The 15,816-nt window shown below is 67.6% G+C and carries 13 protein-coding genes and 1 riboswitch; of the genes, 8 read left to right on the top strand and 5 right to left on the bottom strand.

Annotation, left to right across the window (positions count from 1 at the left end; translation table 11 throughout):
- Positions 1–30: 30 nt before the first annotated feature.
- A complete protein-coding gene (locus tag Q3A80_RS17745; protein WP_446330222.1) occupies positions 31–1,209 on the bottom strand; it encodes a tyrosine-type recombinase/integrase in 1,179 nt (392 codons plus the stop codon).
- An 835-nt stretch (positions 1,210–2,044) separates the two neighbouring features.
- Between Q3A80_RS17745 and Q3A80_RS17740 the strand changes: the two genes are divergently transcribed.
- The 7 genes from Q3A80_RS17740 (at position 2,045) to Q3A80_RS17710 (ending at position 9,700) form a co-directional block, all read left to right on the top strand.
- A complete protein-coding gene (locus tag Q3A80_RS17740) occupies positions 2,045–3,070 on the top strand; it encodes a LacI family DNA-binding transcriptional regulator (RefSeq protein WP_446330221.1) in 1,026 nt (341 codons plus the stop codon).
- An 89-nt stretch (positions 3,071–3,159) separates the two neighbouring features.
- Complete coding sequence (locus Q3A80_RS17735) at positions 3,160–4,188, top strand: ABC transporter substrate-binding protein (protein ID WP_446330220.1); 1,029 nt, start codon at positions 3,160–3,162, stop codon at positions 4,186–4,188.
- A gap of 17 nt (positions 4,189–4,205) precedes the next feature.
- Complete coding sequence (locus tag Q3A80_RS17730; protein ID WP_446330219.1) at positions 4,206–5,030, top strand: ABC transporter permease; 825 nt, start codon at positions 4,206–4,208, stop codon at positions 5,028–5,030.
- Between the two features lie 10 nt (positions 5,031–5,040).
- A complete protein-coding gene (locus Q3A80_RS17725) occupies positions 5,041–5,937 on the top strand; it encodes an ABC transporter permease (protein WP_446330218.1) in 897 nt (298 codons plus the stop codon).
- Between the two features lie 24 nt (positions 5,938–5,961).
- On the top strand, positions 5,962–6,993 hold the full coding sequence (locus Q3A80_RS17720) for an ABC transporter ATP-binding protein (protein ID WP_446330217.1): 1,032 nt from the start codon (positions 5,962–5,964) through the stop codon (positions 6,991–6,993).
- A 37-nt stretch (positions 6,994–7,030) separates the two neighbouring features.
- Complete coding sequence (locus Q3A80_RS17715; protein ID WP_446330216.1) at positions 7,031–7,855, top strand: phosphodiesterase; 825 nt, start codon at positions 7,031–7,033, stop codon at positions 7,853–7,855.
- Positions 7,856–8,500: 645 nt separating this feature from the next.
- The gene (locus Q3A80_RS17710; protein WP_446330215.1) at positions 8,501–9,700 is read left to right on the top strand and encodes an MFS transporter; all 1,200 of its coding nucleotides are present in this window, start codon (positions 8,501–8,503) and stop codon (positions 9,698–9,700) included.
- A 31-nt stretch (positions 9,701–9,731) separates the two neighbouring features.
- On the opposite strand, the gene Q3A80_RS17705 is transcribed toward Q3A80_RS17710, so the two are convergent.
- The 4 genes from Q3A80_RS17705 to Q3A80_RS17690 all read right to left on the bottom strand — a co-directional run bounded on the left by Q3A80_RS17705 (position 9,732) and on the right by Q3A80_RS17690 (position 13,255).
- Positions 9,732–10,931 (bottom strand): EamA family transporter, encoded by a 1,200-nt coding sequence (locus Q3A80_RS17705; RefSeq protein WP_446330214.1) that lies wholly within the window; start codon positions 10,929–10,931, stop codon positions 9,732–9,734.
- Positions 10,932–11,420: 489 nt separating this feature from the next.
- Positions 11,421–12,209 carry a molybdopterin-dependent oxidoreductase gene (locus tag Q3A80_RS17700; protein ID WP_446330213.1) on the bottom strand — a complete coding sequence of 263 codons (789 nt, stop codon included), beginning with the start codon at positions 12,207–12,209 and terminating at the stop codon, positions 11,421–11,423.
- 28 nt (positions 12,210–12,237) lie between these two features.
- Positions 12,238–12,870, bottom strand: a complete 633-nt coding sequence (locus Q3A80_RS17695; protein WP_446330212.1) for a cytochrome b/b6 domain-containing protein — start codon at positions 12,868–12,870, stop codon at positions 12,238–12,240.
- A gap of 103 nt (positions 12,871–12,973) precedes the next feature.
- Positions 12,974–13,255, bottom strand: coding sequence for a pentapeptide MXKDX repeat protein (locus Q3A80_RS17690; RefSeq protein WP_446330227.1), 282 nt, complete (start codon positions 13,253–13,255; stop codon positions 12,974–12,976).
- A gap of 267 nt (positions 13,256–13,522) precedes the next feature.
- Positions 13,523–13,639, top strand: a riboswitch (TPP riboswitch).
- A gap of 123 nt (positions 13,640–13,762) precedes the next feature.
- Here Q3A80_RS17690 and thiC point away from each other — a divergent pair.
- Entirely contained in the window at positions 13,763–15,694 is a 1,932-nt protein-coding gene (gene thiC, locus Q3A80_RS17685) for a phosphomethylpyrimidine synthase ThiC (protein ID WP_446330211.1), read from the top strand.
- Positions 15,695–15,816: the final 122 nt, after the last annotated feature.

Here is a 15,816-nt window from a genome sequence, read left to right as displayed (position 1 = left end):
AAACACCGCCCCAATTTTGCGATGACACAACTACCCACCACACGCTGACGCCAGATAATCGCCCCACCACTGCATCATCTTCCGGCGCTCCGGCAGGTACTCCGCGTGGTTGTACGCCGCCCGGATGCTGTCGCGTTCGCTATGGGCCAGCTGGCGTTCGATCCAGTCCCGGTTGAAGCCGTGTTCGTTGAGGATTGTCGACGCAAGGCCCCGAAAGCCGTGCCCCGTCATCCGTGAGTGGTAGCCCATCCGATACAGCGCGAAGATGATCGTGTTTTCGCTCATCGGCTTCTTAGAGCTGGACCGGCTCGGGAAAAGGTACTGACTATCGCCGTTCAATTCTCGCAGCTTCGCCACCACCTCAAGAGCTTGCTTCGACAACGGCACGATGTGCGGCGTGCGCATTTTCATTTTCTCGGCCGGGATGCGCCACTCCTTCTTCTTCTCGTCGATCTCGGTCCACTCAGCGAACCTCAATTCGATCGTCCGAACGAAAGTCAAAGCCATGAACCGCATCGCAAGTCGCGTCTGGTAGTCTCCATCATACGTGTCGATCTTGCGCATCAGCTCAGGGAGCTCGGCTTCGCTCACACGCTTCATGTGCACGACGGTACGGGTCTTCAGCGCGCCGCGGAGATCCGGCGCAGGGTCACGCTCAGCCCTGCCGGTGGCGATCGCATACCGAAAGATCTGGCTCGTTGCCTGGATGGTCTTGTGCGCAAGCTCGATGGCGCCACGCGACTCGATCTTTCGAATCACCGCAAGCAGCTCCGGCGCCGATACCTCGCTGATCGGGCGTGCACCGAGCACCGGAAACAACTCGCGCTCGAGCAGCTTCATGATTCGTACAGCGTGGCCCTCACTCCACGACTCCTTTCGCTGTTCATGCCACTCCCTGGCGATGGGCTCGAACGAATTCACGCGGCCTAGGATGCGCTGCGCCTTTACGCGCTTCTTTTCGTGCGATGGATCGAGGCCGGCGCGCAACTGGTCCTTGATCTCGTCGCGGGCTTTCCTAGCAGCCAGCAATGTGACGGCCGGATAGACCCCGAGGGCCATCCGTTTCTCCTTGCCGTCGATGCGATACTTCAGGCGCCAGTACTTCGAGCCGTTCGGCATAACCTCGAGGTACATGCCCTGGCCGTCGGCCAGCTTGTAGGACTTTTCGAGAGGCTTGGCCGCACGGACAGCGACATCGGTCAGGGGCATTTGAGCAAGGGGGCATTTCGATGCCCCAAATGAAGGAAACTGCCCCCTACGATGCCCCCTGATTCTGTGGGTGTCAATGGGAAAGCATGGGGCAAGATGGCAACAAAAAGCCCCGCAAGTGCTTGACTGACGGGGCTTTTTGGCAAACTATGGAAACACTTGGGAGTATGTGTGGTGCCGGGGACCGGACTTGAACCGGCAAGCCAATTAAGGCGGCGGATTTTCGTCACACTGCTTCTTTCGAAGTCGGCGTCGTCGGAACGACACCGTTCGTGCGCTGGACTATGCCTTCGCCGTCGCGCCGGGCGGGATCGCCGCCCATGCGCCTTAGGCGCCCCCCGTCTAGTCTCTACACCTTCCTCGCCGCAGTCGAGCCGCGAGGCTTGGCTCGGCGTTGCCTCGACGCGCGTCGCACATCAGGGGTTTCGCCGAATTTGAAGGGTTCTGCACCGGCCGTTTCCGGCCGGGCACTCAATCGTTTAAGTCCGCTATGTTTACCAATTTCATCACCCCGGCAAAAGGGCGGACGCGATTCTACCATTGCTTGCACATGCGTTCGCTGATTCGGACACGGCACATCGCGACGCAGCACGTTTGCCGCCCGCCTCCGCGCCGGATTTCATCGGTCGTGGCCGACATCGATACGACACCGCGCGCGATTTCCTCCCGCGCCGCAGCAACCGCCGATACAATCGAATCCGCCCTGCTCCCCGGGCATCAAACGTCTGATGTTTGTATCGTGCTTTTTTGCGAAACAGACGTCTCGCGCGTCATCGCGAAGTCACAAACGTTTTCGATAATTTGCCCGTCGAAAACGTTTACATCGCGTCACGCCATGACCCCCACCATCAAGGATGTCGCTGCCCTCGCGGGCTTCTCGATCGCCACCGTATCGCGTGCGATCAATGCGCCGCATACCGTCAGCCCCGCGACGCTCGCGACGATCCGCACCGCCATCGACACGCTGCAGTTCCGCCCGAGCCCGCTCGGCCGGCAGCTGCGAGGCGAGCGCACGCGCCTCGTCGGCGTCGTGCTGCCGACGCTGTCGAACCCGGTGTTCGCCGATTGCCTGCACGGCATCGACGAGCTCGCGACCGCGGCCGGCTTCAAGCTGATCCTGATGACGACCGAATACGATGCGGCGCGCGAGCGCCACGCGATCGAGACGCTGCGCGAGCAGCGCGTCGAAGGGCTGATCCTGACCGTCGCCGACGCGGACACGCATCCGCTGCTCGACATGCTCGACCGCGACGGCCCGCACTACGTGCTGATGCACAACGACACGCAACGCCGCCCGTCGGTGTCGGTCGACAACCGCCGCGCCGCGTACGACGGCGTGCGGCTGCTGACCGCGCGCGGCCATCGCCGCGTGCTGATGCTCGCCGGCTCGCTCGCAGCATCGGATCGCGCACGCCAGCGTCATCTCGGCTATGCGCAAGCGCTCGAGGAAGCCGGTGTCGCGACGCTGCCGCCGGTCGAAGTCGACTTCAACGCGGCCGAGCTGCCCGACGCGGTGCTCGCGCATCTCACCGCGCAAGCCACGCGCCCGACCGCGCTGTTCTGCAGCAACGACCTGCTCGCGATGGTCGTGATGCGCGGGCTGCGCCGCGCGGGCTTCTCGATTCCCGACGACCTGTCGGTGCTCGGCTTCGACGGAATCGCGATCGGCGAGCTGCTCGCGCCGCCGCTCGCGAGCGTCGCGACGCCGAACCAGGACATCGGCCGCCACGCGTGGCGGCGCCTCGTCGAATGCATCGGCGGCGCGACGATCGAACGCACGTCGCTGATCCTGCCGCACACGGTGCGCGACGGCGCGACGGTCGCGCCGCCGGCCGCCGGCCTGCAGTTGCGCCACGCATGAACGCGCGCGCCGCGCGATCGTGCGCGGCGTGGCGAGATACGCCGCGAGCTATCCACGAAATACCCCGCTACCCCGCCCGGAGACCCACCGTGTCCTTTCGCCTGACCTCGCTGCTGCGCATGCTCGCAGCCCCCGTTGCCTGCGCCGCGCTCGTCGCGTTCGCACCCGCGGCCCATGCCGACGACACCGCGATCTGCTACAACTGCCCGCCCGAATGGGCCGACTGGGCCGCGCAGATCGCGGCGATCAAGCAGAAGACCGGCATCCGCGTGCCGTTCGACAACAAGAACTCGGGCCAGGCGATCGCACAGCTGATCGCCGAGCAGAAGAGCCCGGTCGCCGACGTCGTCTACCTCGGCGTGTCGTCGGCGTTCCAGGCGAAGGACAAGGGCGTGATCGCGCCGTACAAGCCCGCGCACTGGAACGACATCCCCGCGAACCTGAAGGATCCGCAAGGCTACTGGTTCGCGATCCACTCGGGCACGCTCGGCTTCTTCGTGAACAAGGACGCACTCGACGGCAAGCCGGTGCCGCGCTCGTGGGCCGATCTGCTGAAGCCGGAATACAAGGGCATGGTCGGCTACCTCGATCCGTCGAGCGCGTTCGTCGGCTATGCGGGCGCGGTCGCGGTGAACCAGGCGCTCGGCGGCAGCCTCGACAACTTCAAGCCGGGCCTCGACTGGTTCCGCAAGCTGAAGGCGAACGCGCCGATCGTGCCGAAGCAGACGGCCTATGCGCGCGTGCTGTCCGGCGAGATTCCGATCCTGCTCGACTACGACTTCGACGCGTATCGCGCGAAGTACAAGGATCACGCGAACGTCGAATTCGTGATTCCGACCGAAGGCACGATCGCGGTGCCGTACGTGATGAGCCTCGTGAAGGGCGCGCCGCACGATGCGAACGGCAGGAAGGTGCTCGACTTCGTGTTGTCCGACGAAGGCCAGAAGCTGTGGGCGAACGCGTATCTGCGGCCGGTGCGCGCGCAGACGCTCGGCGCCGACGTCGCCGCGAAATTCCTGCCGGCGAGCGAATACGCACGCGCCAAGCCGGTCGACTTCGGCAAGATGGCGGCCGGCCAGCAGGCATTCGGCCAGCAGTACCTGCAGGTGATGCAGTAAGCGGCCGGCCCCGAACCATGCTCGACCTGACTTTCCCGCTGCGCTGGCGCGTCGCGCTCGTCGCGCCGGCGCTCGCGGTGTTCGCCGCGTTCTGGCTGTTGCCGATGGTATCGCTCGTGCAGGTGTCCGCCGACGGCGCGCTCTTCAAACAGTACGCGGCACTGCTCGGCAATGCGCGCTACATGAAGAGCCTCGGCGAAACGGTCGCGTTGTCGGCCGGCGTCACGCTCGCGACGCTCGCGCTGTCGACGATCTCCGGGCTGCTGCTCGCGCGCCGCGAATTCGCGGGCAAGCGCGTACTGCTCGCGCTGCTCACGTTCCCGCTCGCATTTCCGGGCGTCGTGGTCGGCTTCATGGTGATCATGCTCGCCGGGCGGCAAGGGTTGATCGGGATGCTGTCCGCGAAGCTGACCGGCGACAAATGGGTGTTCGCGTATTCGGTGGGCGGGCTGTTCGTCGGTTACCTGTACTTCTCGATTCCGCGCGTGATCGTCACCGTGATCGCGGCCGCGTCGAAGCTCGACGCATCGCTCGAGGAAGCCGCGCGTTCGCTCGGCGCGTCGCCGTGGCGCATCTTCGTCGACATCGTGCTGCCGGCGCTCGCGCCGGGGCTGATCGCGGCCGGCGCGATCTGCTTCGCGACCGCGATGGGCGCGTTCGGTACCGCGTTCACGCTCGCCACCGACCTGAACGTGCTGCCGATGACGATCTACACCGAGTTCACGCTGAACGCGAACATCGCGACGGCGGCCGGGCTGTCGATCGTGCTCGGCATCGTCACGTGGAGCGTGCTCGCGCTCGCGCGCCGCTTCACCGGACACACCGCCGCTGCCGCGGCCTGAGGATTCCTTCATGCAATCGCTTTCCGGTTCGTCCGCGCCGTCGCCGGCGCCCGCCCCGTCGCATGCGAGCGGCACCGCTCGGCGCGCGCCGCGCGTGTCCGGCGCGCGCGCGATCGCCGCGCTGCAATGGGGCGTCACGCTGCTGCTGTGCGCGTTCCTGATCGTGCCCGTCGTGATGTCGGTCCTCGCGGGCGTTACCGTCAACTATTTCCGCGGACTGTCGAGCGGCCTCACGCTGCGCTGGCTCGAACAGGTGTGGCAGCAATATCAGGGTTCGGTCGCGCTGTCGCTCGGCGTCGCGTTCGCGACGCTCGCGATCGTGCTCGTCGTCGGCGTGCCGGCAGGCTATGCGCTCGCGCGCAGCAAGAGCCGCGCCGCCCGCGCGCTCGAGGAAGCGCTCGTGCTGCCGGTCGCGCTGCCGGGCCTCGCGTCGGCGCTCGCGCTGCTGGTCGTCTACGGCGGCTTCACCGCGTTCCGGATGAGCCTGTGGTTCATCGTCGTCGGCCACGTGGTGTTCACGCTGCCGTTCATGGTGCGCGCGGTCGCAGCGGTTGCGGCCGGTGCCGACCTGCGCACGCTCGAGGAAGGCGCGGCGAGCCTCGGCGCGTCGTTCGTCACGCGCTTCGTCACGATCGTGCTGCCGAACCTGCGTCCCGGCATCGTCGCGGGCGCGCTCGCGGTGCTCACGCTGTCGATCGGCGAATTCAACCTGACGTGGATGCTGCATACACCCGATACCAAGACGCTGCCGGTCGGGCTCGCCGATACCTACGCATCGCTGCGTCTCGAAGTCGGCAGCGCGTACACGATCGTGTTCCTGCTGATGACGCTGCCGCTGCTCGTCGCGATGCAGTGGCTCGGCGTCGATCCGTCCGGCACGCGCGCGGCGAAGCGCCGCCCGCGCTGATCCCGCGCAGAACCTATCGCTCCCATGAAACTCGATTCCACTCCCATCACCCTGACCCGCTGCGCAAAGACGTTCCGCGGCACGCGCGTGCTCGAACCGCTCGATCTGTCGATCGGCGCCGGCGAAACGCTCGTGCTGCTCGGCCCGTCGGGCTGCGGCAAGACGACGACGCTGCGCCTGATCGCGGGCCTCGACACGCCGGATGCCGGCGGCACGATCGCGTTCGGCAACGACGACGTCACCGCGCTGCCGATCGAACGCCGCCAGGTCGGCATGGTGTTCCAGAACTACGCGCTGTTTCCGAACCTGACGGTACGCGGCAACGTCGGCTACGGACTGAAGATCCGCAAGACCGACCCGCGCGCGCTGCGCGAACGCGTCGACGAACTGCTCGCGATGATGCGGCTCGACGCGCATGCGGACAAACCGGTCGACCAGCTGTCGGGCGGCCAGCGCCAGCGGGTCGCGCTGGCGCGCGCGCTTGCGGTGCGCCCGCGCGTGCTGCTGCTCGACGAGCCGCTGACCGCGCTCGACGCGAAGCTGCGTGACGTGCTGCGCCGCGACATGAATGCGCTGCTGCGCGAGCTCGGCGTGACGACCGTCTACGTGACGCACGATCAGGCGGAGGCGATGGAGCTCGGCGACCGGATCGTCGTGATGGGCGCGGGCCGCATCGAGCAGATCGGCACGCCGCGCGACATCTACTACCGGCCGGCGAACCGCACGGTCGCGCAGTTCATCGGCACGCTGAACCGGCTTGCGGGACAATGGCGCGACGGCGCGCTCGTGACGACCGGCGGTTCGATCGTCACGCCGCACGCCGCCGACGAGTGGTTCTTCCGCCCGGAGGACGCGCAGCTCGCCGATCCCGCGCATGCGCCGCTGCGCGGCGCGATCGGCGCGTGCGCGTTCCTCGGCGAGCGCACGCGGCTCACGATCGAGCATGCGGCGCCCGATGCGCTCGTGATCGACGTGCCGGGCCGCATCGAGCTCGCGCGCGGCACGGCGGTCGGCATCGCGATCGCGGCGGAAGGGCTGATCGCGCTCGCCTCGTAATACCGCCCACAATAACCAGACACTCCGAGGAACGACGATGCTGCTTGCTCAAATCAGCGATCTTCACATCAAGCGTCCGGGCCAGCTCGCGTACCGGCGCGTCGACACGGCCGCCGCGCTCGCGCGCTGCGTCGCGAAGCTGAACGCGCTGGTGCCGCGCCCCGACGCGGTGCTGATCACGGGCGACCTGACCGATTTCGGCCACGACGACGAATACCGTCATCTGCGCGCGCTGCTCGCGCCGCTCGAGATTCCGTATTACCTGATGGTCGGCAATCACGACGATCGTGCGGGCCTGCGCCGCGCGTTCGCCGATCGCCCCGAGCTGCAGGACGGCGAGTTCGTGCAGTACGCACTGGATGTCGGGGCCGTGCGCGTGCTCGCGCTCGATTCGCAGGTGCCCGGCACGAGCAGCGGCGATCTGTGCGATGCGCGGCTCGCGTGGCTCGCCGCGCAGCTCGACGCGGCGCGCGACCGGCCGGTGATCGTCGCGCTGCATCACCCGCCGTTCGTCTCCGGGATCGGCCACATGGACGCGCTGCGCCTCGCACCTGCCGCCGCCGCGAAGCTCGATGCATTGCTGCGCGGCTATCCGAACGTCGAACGCGTGCTGTGCGGACACGTGCACCGGACGATGTTCACGCGCTTCGGCGGCACGCTCGCGTCGGCCGTGCCGGCGCCCGCGCATCAGGTCGCGTTCGATCTGCGCGCGGACGCGCCGTCCACGTTCCGGCTCGAACCGCCCGCGTTCGCGGTGCATCGCCATACGCCGGACGCGGGGATGACGTCCCATCACGTGTATGTGGACGAAGGCGACGGACCGTATCCGTTTTATGAGCCGAGCGGGGAATTGGTCGACTGAGCCTGCGCATTGCGCGCATGACGGGCGGGTGAGGCGGGTGGCGTGCGTTGCGGGTGATCGCGGGGCGATAGCAGGTCATAGCGATCACTCGAGGCCCGTCGTGCCGCGAGTGCGCGGCCGGCCGCGTGTGCGCCTATCCGCCCGCTTGCCTGTCTGCCTGTCTGCCTGTCTGCCTGTCTGCCTGTCCGCCTGTCCGCCTGGCCACCTGTCCGCCTGTCCGCCTGTCCGCCTGTCCGGCTAACGGCTAACGGCTAACGGCCCCGACGCCCCTGACTGCACGGCTCGCCGCTGCCCCCCCGCGCGGGACCGTATATTCGCCCGCCTCCCCTGCTCCCCGGCCGTTTGGCCGTTTGGCCGTTTGGCCGTTTGGCCGTTTGGCCGTTTGGCTTCTTGGCTTCTTGGCTTCTTGGCTTCTTGGCTTCTTGGCTTCTTGGCTTCTTGGCTTCTTGGCTTCTTGGCAGCTTGGCAGCTTGGCAGCTTGGCTGCCTGGTCGCCTGGCTGCGCGGCTCCCGCCGCCCATCCCCCTCGCCGGCAGAATTCCCGGTGCTCCGGTATGATCGGCAGCCTCGATCGGCGCACCGGCCGCCTGCGCAACCGCTGTTGCGCGGCGCGCCCCGCGCCGCCCCACTCCGTTCCGTTGCAGCCATGTCCTCCGCCTCCACCGAACGTCCGACCGACGCCGTCTCGCCCCATTACTCGCGCAGCCTGCTGTTGCTGCTCGCGACGATCGCGGGTGTGTCGGTCGCGAACATCTACTACAACCAGCCGCTGCTCGACAGTTTCCGCTCAGCCTTTCCCGACGGCGCGTCGTGGATCGGCGCGGTGCCGACCGCGACGCAGCTCGGCTACGCGGCCGGGATGTTCCTGCTCGCGCCGCTCGGCGACCGCTTCGATCGCCGCGGGCTGATCCTGATGCAGATCGCGGGCCTGTCGATCGCGCTGATCGTCGCCGCGACCGCGCCGTCGCTGGCGGTGCTCGCCGTCGCGAGCCTCGCGATCGGCGTGCTCGCGACGATCGCGCAGCAGGCCGTGCCGTTCGCAGCCGAAATCGCGCCGCCGGCCGAGCGCGGCCATGCGGTCGGCACCGTGATGAGCGGCCTGCTCCTGGGGATCCTGCTGGCGCGCACGGCAGCCGGCGTCGTCGCCGAATATTTCGGCTGGCGGGCGGTGTTCGGCGCGTCGGTGGCGGCGCTGGTCGCGCTCGCCGCGGTGATCGTGTTGCGGCTGCCGCGCAGCTCGCCGACGTCGACGCTGCCGTACGGCAAGCTGCTCGGCTCGATGTGGCATCTGGCAGTCGAACTGCGCGGGCTGCGCGAGGCGTCGCTGACGGGCGCCGCGCTGTTCGCCGCATTCAGCGCGTTCTGGCCGGTGCTCACGCTGCTGCTGGCAGGGCCGCCGTTCCATCTGGGTCCGCAAGCCGCGGGCCTCTTCGGCATCGTCGGCGCGGCCGGTGCGCTGGCCGCCCCGTACGCAGGCCGTTTCGCGGACAAGCGCGGCCCGCGCGCGATCATCTCGCTCGCGATCGCGCTGCTCGCGGCGTCGTTCGTGATTTTCGCGCTGTCGGGGACGAGCCTTGTCGGGCTCGTGATCGGCGTGATCGTGCTGGATGTCGGCGTGCAGGCCGCGCAGATCTCGAACCAGTCGCGCATCTACGCGCTGAAGCCCGAGGCACGCAGCCGCGTGAACACCGTGTACATGGTGTGCTACTTCATCGGCGGTGCGCTCGGCTCGTCGGCCGGCGTCGCCGCGTGGCGCGCATTCGGCTGGACCGGCATGTGCGCGGCGGGGCTCCTCTTTACGGCGCTCGCCGGCGGGTTCCACTACCGCGGCGCACGGCGCGGCTGACCGCGGCTGACCGCGGCCGGACGCGCCGGCGTCACGCATCGGCGCGCGACGCGGCCGGTTCGCCGGCCGGTGGCGCCGTGAATGCCGGCGCGGGATCCATCACCGCGGCCGGGTCCACGACGGCGCCCGGTGCGGGCACCGCGAGCGGTACCGCGGAAGGCGCGAGGATCGGCGCCGGATCCGGCATCGCGGGCTGATCCGGCGCGGCTGCCGCCGCCGCTGCAGATTCGGCGGCGACGCTGGCGCCGGCGGTAACGCCGGCCGCGGCTGACGAAGCGTCGGCCGCCGCGCGCGCCGCGGGCCGGCGCGCGGGATCGAACAGGAACGACAACCCGACGCTGCCGAGGATCGCGACGGTCGCGACCACGGTCGCCGTCGTCACCGGTTCGCCGAGCATCAGCGCGCCGAGCGCGACCGCGACGATCGGGTTCACGTACATGCAGCTGCTCGCGATGATCGGGCTCGTATGGCGGATCAGGTAGCCGTACGCGACATACGCGGCCATCGTGCAGAACACCATCAGGTACAGGAACGCGAACACCGGCCCGGCCGCGACCTGCTCGATGCGCTCGCCCATCAGCCACGCGGCGAGCGTGGACAGCAGGCCGCCGAGCCCGATCTGCAGCGACGTCGACAGGAACAGGTCCGACGGCAGCTTGAGCCGCGTCGCGAGATGCGCGCCGCCCGCCCAGAACAGCGCGCCGGCCAGCACGCAGATCGTGCCGAGCGCGGAGTTCGCGGCGGCCGCGCCGCCCGAGTTCAGTACGACGATGCCGACCATCCCGAGCGCGACGGCCGCCCACTCGCCCTTCGTCACCGGCCGGCCGGCGACCGCCGCGATCACGGTCGCGAACAGCGGCACCGTGGCCACCATCACCGCAGCCGAGCCGCTGCTGACGGTGCGCATGCCGAGCGCGATCGTGCCCGAGGACAGCGCGACCAGCATCGTGCCGACGATCGCCGAGTTGCGGATTTCCAGCAAAGTCGGCCATTCGGGCTTGCGGCGCAGCGCGAAGATGAAGAGGCCGATGCCGCCCAGCAGGTTGCGCAGCCCCGACAGCAGCAGCGGCGGGAACGACTGCAGCGCGAAATGCAGCCCGCTGTACGTCGAACCCCAGACGAAATAGATGAAGACGAGGGCCAGCGCGACGCGGCCGCCGCGGCTTTGCGGCAGGCGGATCCGGATCGGCAGGCGGGCCAGGAAATCGAGAAGGCGGTCGAGCGGCGTCATCGTTCAGCCCGCCCGCACGATGAGTCGCGTGCTCCGCTGAAAGGCGCCGGCGAGGCCGGCAAGCGATCCCGACGGGACCAGGAAGGCGGAAGCGAACGTGCGGAACGACATGGCAGTGCGAACGGCGACGAATGAAAACCGGCAAGCGGCGGCTGAGGGTCAGGAAAACGTGCGCGAACCGCTTCGGCCGCCCACGCTCGGCATTATGGCATCAAGAATTCGAAAGCATCGTAAGACCCGACTGAAAGGATATCGGCTGATGTTTCGGCGCGACATCCGCGGCGAGCCGGACCGGTTGAATCCGCGGCCGGACACGCGCTGCGCGGGGCGCTCCGCCGCTTCCGCGCAGCGCGATCGATACCTCGGCCTGCCGGCCGGTCATGCACTTCACGGGTCGCTTCGCGCTTATGGTGTGACGCTCGGCATGCCTGTCCCGCAGCCGGCGTACCGCGCGTTCCGCGTAACGCGCGCGTCACGGCGCCCGGCCGCTCACGATCCGCCGAACCAGTTGTAGCCCTGATCGACCCAATAGCCGCCCGGGTAGGTATCGGTCACGAAGATTTCCATGATGTGCTTCGGATTCTTGTAGCCGAGCTTGGTCGGCATCCGCAGCTTCATCGGAAAACCGAACACCGGCGGCAGACGATGGCCGTCGTAGTCGAACGCGAGCAGCGTCTGCGGGTGCAGCGCGGTCGGCATGTCGATGCTTTCGTAGTAATCGTCCGCGCATTTGAAGCCGACGTACTTTGCATGCGGATCGGCGCCGGCGCGTGCGAGGAACGCGCCGAACGGCGTGCCACCCCAGCGGCCGATCGCGCTCCACCCTTCCACGCAGATGTGCCGCGTGATCTGCTCCGCGTGCGGCAGCGCGTACAGCTCGTCGAGCGTCCATACGCGCTTGCCCGTCACGCGGCCCGACAGCACGAGCCGGTACGTCGACGCGTCGACGTGCGGCACCTCGTCGATGCCGTAGTACGCGTTGAACGGGAACGGCCGCGTGATGTCGGCTTCGGTGTAGGTCGGCGCGAGCCGCTCGCCGCTGAAGAGCCACGCCTGCACGCGATCGTTCAGCCGCGATACGCGCTCGAGAAACGTGTTGACCGATGCGTCGTCGTGCAGCGTGCAGCCGGTCAGCATCGTCAGGCCGCCGAGCGTCAGGATGCGCCGGTTGAACAGCCGCCGCGACGGCATTTCGAGTTCGCGGCGCACGTCGAGCTCGAGCGACTTGCGATCGAGCGCCCAGCGCGTACCGTCGCGCTTTACTTCGGATTCCGACATGATGATTTCCTTCACCCGATGTTGACGGTCAACGGCCGCGCAGCATCGCGAGCAGCGAGCGCGGCACGAGCAGCGCCATCGCGACGTGTACGACGAAGAATGCGACAAGCAGCGACATCGCCCAGAAGTGCACGATGCGCGCGTCGTCGTAGCCCCCGAACAGTTCGCGCAGCAGCGGGAACTGCACGGATTTCCAGATCGTGAGCCCGGACAGCACCAGCACGACGAGATCGGCGATCGCGACCAGATACGCGGCACGCTGCACCGCGTTGTAGACGCTCAGGTCGTCGTGTGCGAGGCGCCCGCGCAATGCCGCACGCACGTCGCGCCACACCGATGCAGGCGTGACCGGCAGCAGCTTGCGCGCGAGACGGCCGGTCGCGATCGCCATCGTCAGATAGAACAGCCCGTTGCCGACGAGCAGCCACATCGCCGCGAAATGCCATTGCAGCGCGCCGCCGAGCCAGCCGCCGAGCGTGATGCCGTGCGCAAACGTGAACGACGGATAGATCGGCGACGCATCGTAGATGCGCCAGCCGGACAGCGCCATCAGGATGGCCGCGAGCGCGTTGAGCCAGTGGCTCGCGCGCACCCACAGCGGATGAATCGGGCGCGCGGGCGGCGCGGCGGCCGCACGCCCGGTGGCGGGAACGGTTTGCATGATGAAGACTCCCGAAACGTGTCGTCGAGGCGGGACAAAACGAGACGCAGGCGGGCGGCCGTCGTCGTGCATGCGCGCCGGCCGCGCGCCCTGCCCGGCGCCGTCAGTTCGACGGCGCCATCTTGTCGCCCGACATCGGCTTGCCCATCGCGTCGTGCGACATCGCGTCCTTCTTCATCGCATGCTTCTTCATGGCGCCCTTCTTCATCGCACCATCCTTCGCCATTGCATCGTGGCCCATCGCGTCTTTCGCCATCGCGTCGTGACCCATCGCGTCCTTCGACATCGACGAACCGTTTTGCGACATCGCGTCGTTCTGCGCGTATGCGCCCGTTGCAAGCGTGGCGAAAGCCGCGACACAGGCGGCGATCAATACGTTTTTCATGACATCTCTCCGGAACATGGGTTTGAGGAGCCCAATAGACGGACGACGTCGCGCGAAATGACAGCCGGTTCGAAAATATTTTTCGCTGGCCCCGGCGCCGCGCGATGCTGCACTGCTGCGCCACTGCGGGCCGGGTTCCCGGCGCGGGCGGCGGCAATCCATGATGCGGCGCATCGCCGGCCCACCGCGCCCGCGTGGCCGGGCCGGTGCCGGCAAACCGCTGCACTGCCGGTTGAAACCGCCGCCAAGCCGGTGTATCGTGTGCCCTTGCTAACGCGGGGGTCCTGCAATGCGTTCGGTCGAACAACCGGCATTGCGGGTGAGAAATACCCTTTGAACCTGATCTGGATAATGCCAGCGCAGGGAAGCGTACGGATTCCGCCGCCATCCTTCTGACGAATCCGCCGCCTCACCAAACCTCGTCTCCTGCTTAGCTCGAGCCCCACATTCGTCAAGGGCTCCGGGCAAGCGCCGAAGCGCGTGTCCGGCGCTCACACAGGAGATTGCATGAACGCCAATCCGAAGTTTCTGTCTGCCGACGCCCACGTCGATGCCGCTGCCGTCGCGCCGCTGCCCAATTCGCGAAAGGTTTATGTAACCGGCTCGCAGCCCGACATCCGCGTGCCGATGCGTGAAATCACGCAGGCCGACACCCCGACCGGCTTCGGCGGCGAAAAGAATCCGCCGATCTACGTGTACGACACGTCGGGCCCGTACACCGATCCGGACGCGAAGATCGACATCCGTGCGGGCCTGCCCGCGCTGCGCCAGCGCTGGATCGAAGCGCGCGGCGACACCGAGGTGCTCGACGGCCTGTCGAGCCAGTACGGCCTCGAGCGCGCGGCCGACCCGGCCACCGCCGACCTGCGCTTCCCGGGCCTGCACCGCAACCCGCGCCGCGCGCAGCCGGGCAAGAACGTCACGCAGATGCACTACGCGCGCCAGGGCATCATCACGCCGGAAATGGAATACATCGCGATCCGCGAGAACCAGCGCCGCGCCGAGTACATCGAGAGCCTGAAGTCGAGCGGCCCGAACGGCGCAAAGCTCGCCGCGATGATGGGCCGCCAGCACCCGGGCCAGGCGTTCGGCGCCGCGGCCTTCGGCGCGAACGCGCTCGCCGAGATCACGCCCGAGTTCGTGCGCGACGAAGTCGCACGCGGCCGCGCGATCATCCCCGCGAACATCAACCACCCGGAATCGGAGCCGATGATCATCGGCCGCAACTTCCTCGTGAAGATCAACGCGAACATCGGCAACTCGGCCGTCACGTCGTCGATCGGCGAGGAAGTCGACAAGATGACGTGGGCGATCCGCTGGGGCGGCGACACGGTGATGGACCTGTCGACCGGCAAGCACATCCATGAAACGCGCGAGTGGATCATCCGCAACAGCCCGGTGCCGATCGGCACCGTGCCGATCTACCAGGCGCTGGAAAAGGTCAACGGCAAGGCCGAGGACCTCACGTGGGAAATCTTCCGCGACACGCTGATCGAGCAGGCCGAGCAAGGCGTCGACTACTTCACGATCCACGCGGGCGTGCGCCTGCAGTACGTGCCGCTCACCGCGAACCGGATGACCGGCATCGTGTCGCGCGGCGGTTCGATCATGGCGAAGTGGTGTCTCGCGCATCACAAGGAAAGCTTCCTGTACGAACACTTCGAAGAGATCTGCGAGATCATGAAGGCGTACGACGTGAGCTTCTCGCTCGGCGACGGCCTGCGTCCCGGCTCGATCTATGACGCGAACGACGAAGCGCAGCTCGGCGAGCTGAAGACGCTCGGCGAGCTCACGCAGATCGCGTGGAAGCACGACGTGCAGGTGATGATCGAAGGTCCGGGCCACGTGCCGATGCAGCTGATCAAGGAGAACATGGATCTCCAGCTCGACTGGTGCAAGGAAGCGCCGTTCTACACGCTCGGGCCGCTGACCACCGACATCGCGCCGGGCTACGACCACATCACGTCCGGCATCGGCGCCGCGATGATCGGCTGGTTCGGCACCGCGATGCTGTGCTACGTGACGCCGAAGGAGCACCTCGGGCTGCCGAACAAGGACGACGTGAAGGAAGGGATCATCACGTACAAGCTCGCCGCGCACGCGGCCGACCTGGCCAAGGGTCATCCGGGCGCGCAGGTGCGCGACAACGCGCTGTCGAAGGCGCGCTTCGAGTTCCGCTGGGAAGACCAGTTCAACATCGGCCTCGACCCGGACAAGGCGCGCGAATTCCACGACGAAACGCTGCCGAAGGATTCGGCGAAGGTCGCGCACTTCTGCTCGATGTGCGGCCCGCACTTCTGCTCGATGAAGATCACGCAGGACGTGCGCGAGTTCGCGGCACAGCAAGGCGTGTCGGAAAGCGAGGCGCTGAAGAAGGGGATGGAAGTCAAGGCCGTCGAATTCGTGAAGACGGGCGCCGAAATCTATCACCGCCAGTAAGACCGCAAGCGAACGATGCGACCGCCGCCGGCCGCAGCGTGACGCACTGCACGAAGCCCGCTTTCGAGCGGGCTTTTTTGCGTGCGCGCCCGCATCCCGCGTGCCTGCGCCGGCAGGCGAAA

It is taken from the genome of Burkholderia sp. SR8 (genome assembly GCF_052851275.1).
This window is presented reverse-complemented; position numbering and strand designations above follow the sequence as displayed.

Coding starts and splice junctions, on each gene's coding strand:
- Q3A80_RS17690 (WP_446330227.1), bottom strand. CDS start 13,255: ATGAAAAACGTATTGATCGCCGCCTGTGTCGCGGCTTTCGCCACGCTT.
- Q3A80_RS17710 (WP_446330215.1), top strand. CDS start 8,501: ATGTCCTCCGCCTCCACCGAACGTCCGACCGACGCCGTCTCGCCCCAT.
- Q3A80_RS17720 (WP_446330217.1), top strand. CDS start 5,962: ATGAAACTCGATTCCACTCCCATCACCCTGACCCGCTGCGCAAAGACG.
- Q3A80_RS17745 (WP_446330222.1), bottom strand. CDS start 1,209: ATGCCCCTGACCGATGTCGCTGTCCGTGCGGCCAAGCCTCTCGAAAAG.
- Q3A80_RS17740 (WP_446330221.1), top strand. CDS start 2,045: ATGACCCCCACCATCAAGGATGTCGCTGCCCTCGCGGGCTTCTCGATC.
- Q3A80_RS17700 (WP_446330213.1), bottom strand. CDS start 12,209: ATGTCGGAATCCGAAGTAAAGCGCGACGGTACGCGCTGGGCGCTCGAT.
- Q3A80_RS17730 (WP_446330219.1), top strand. CDS start 4,206: ATGCTCGACCTGACTTTCCCGCTGCGCTGGCGCGTCGCGCTCGTCGCG.
- Q3A80_RS17695 (WP_446330212.1), bottom strand. CDS start 12,870: ATGCAAACCGTTCCCGCCACCGGGCGTGCGGCCGCCGCGCCGCCCGCG.
- Q3A80_RS17725 (WP_446330218.1), top strand. CDS start 5,041: ATGCAATCGCTTTCCGGTTCGTCCGCGCCGTCGCCGGCGCCCGCCCCG.
- Q3A80_RS17715 (WP_446330216.1), top strand. CDS start 7,031: ATGCTGCTTGCTCAAATCAGCGATCTTCACATCAAGCGTCCGGGCCAG.
- thiC (WP_446330211.1), top strand. CDS start 13,763: ATGAACGCCAATCCGAAGTTTCTGTCTGCCGACGCCCACGTCGATGCC.
- Q3A80_RS17705 (WP_446330214.1), bottom strand. CDS start 10,931: ATGACGCCGCTCGACCGCCTTCTCGATTTCCTGGCCCGCCTGCCGATC.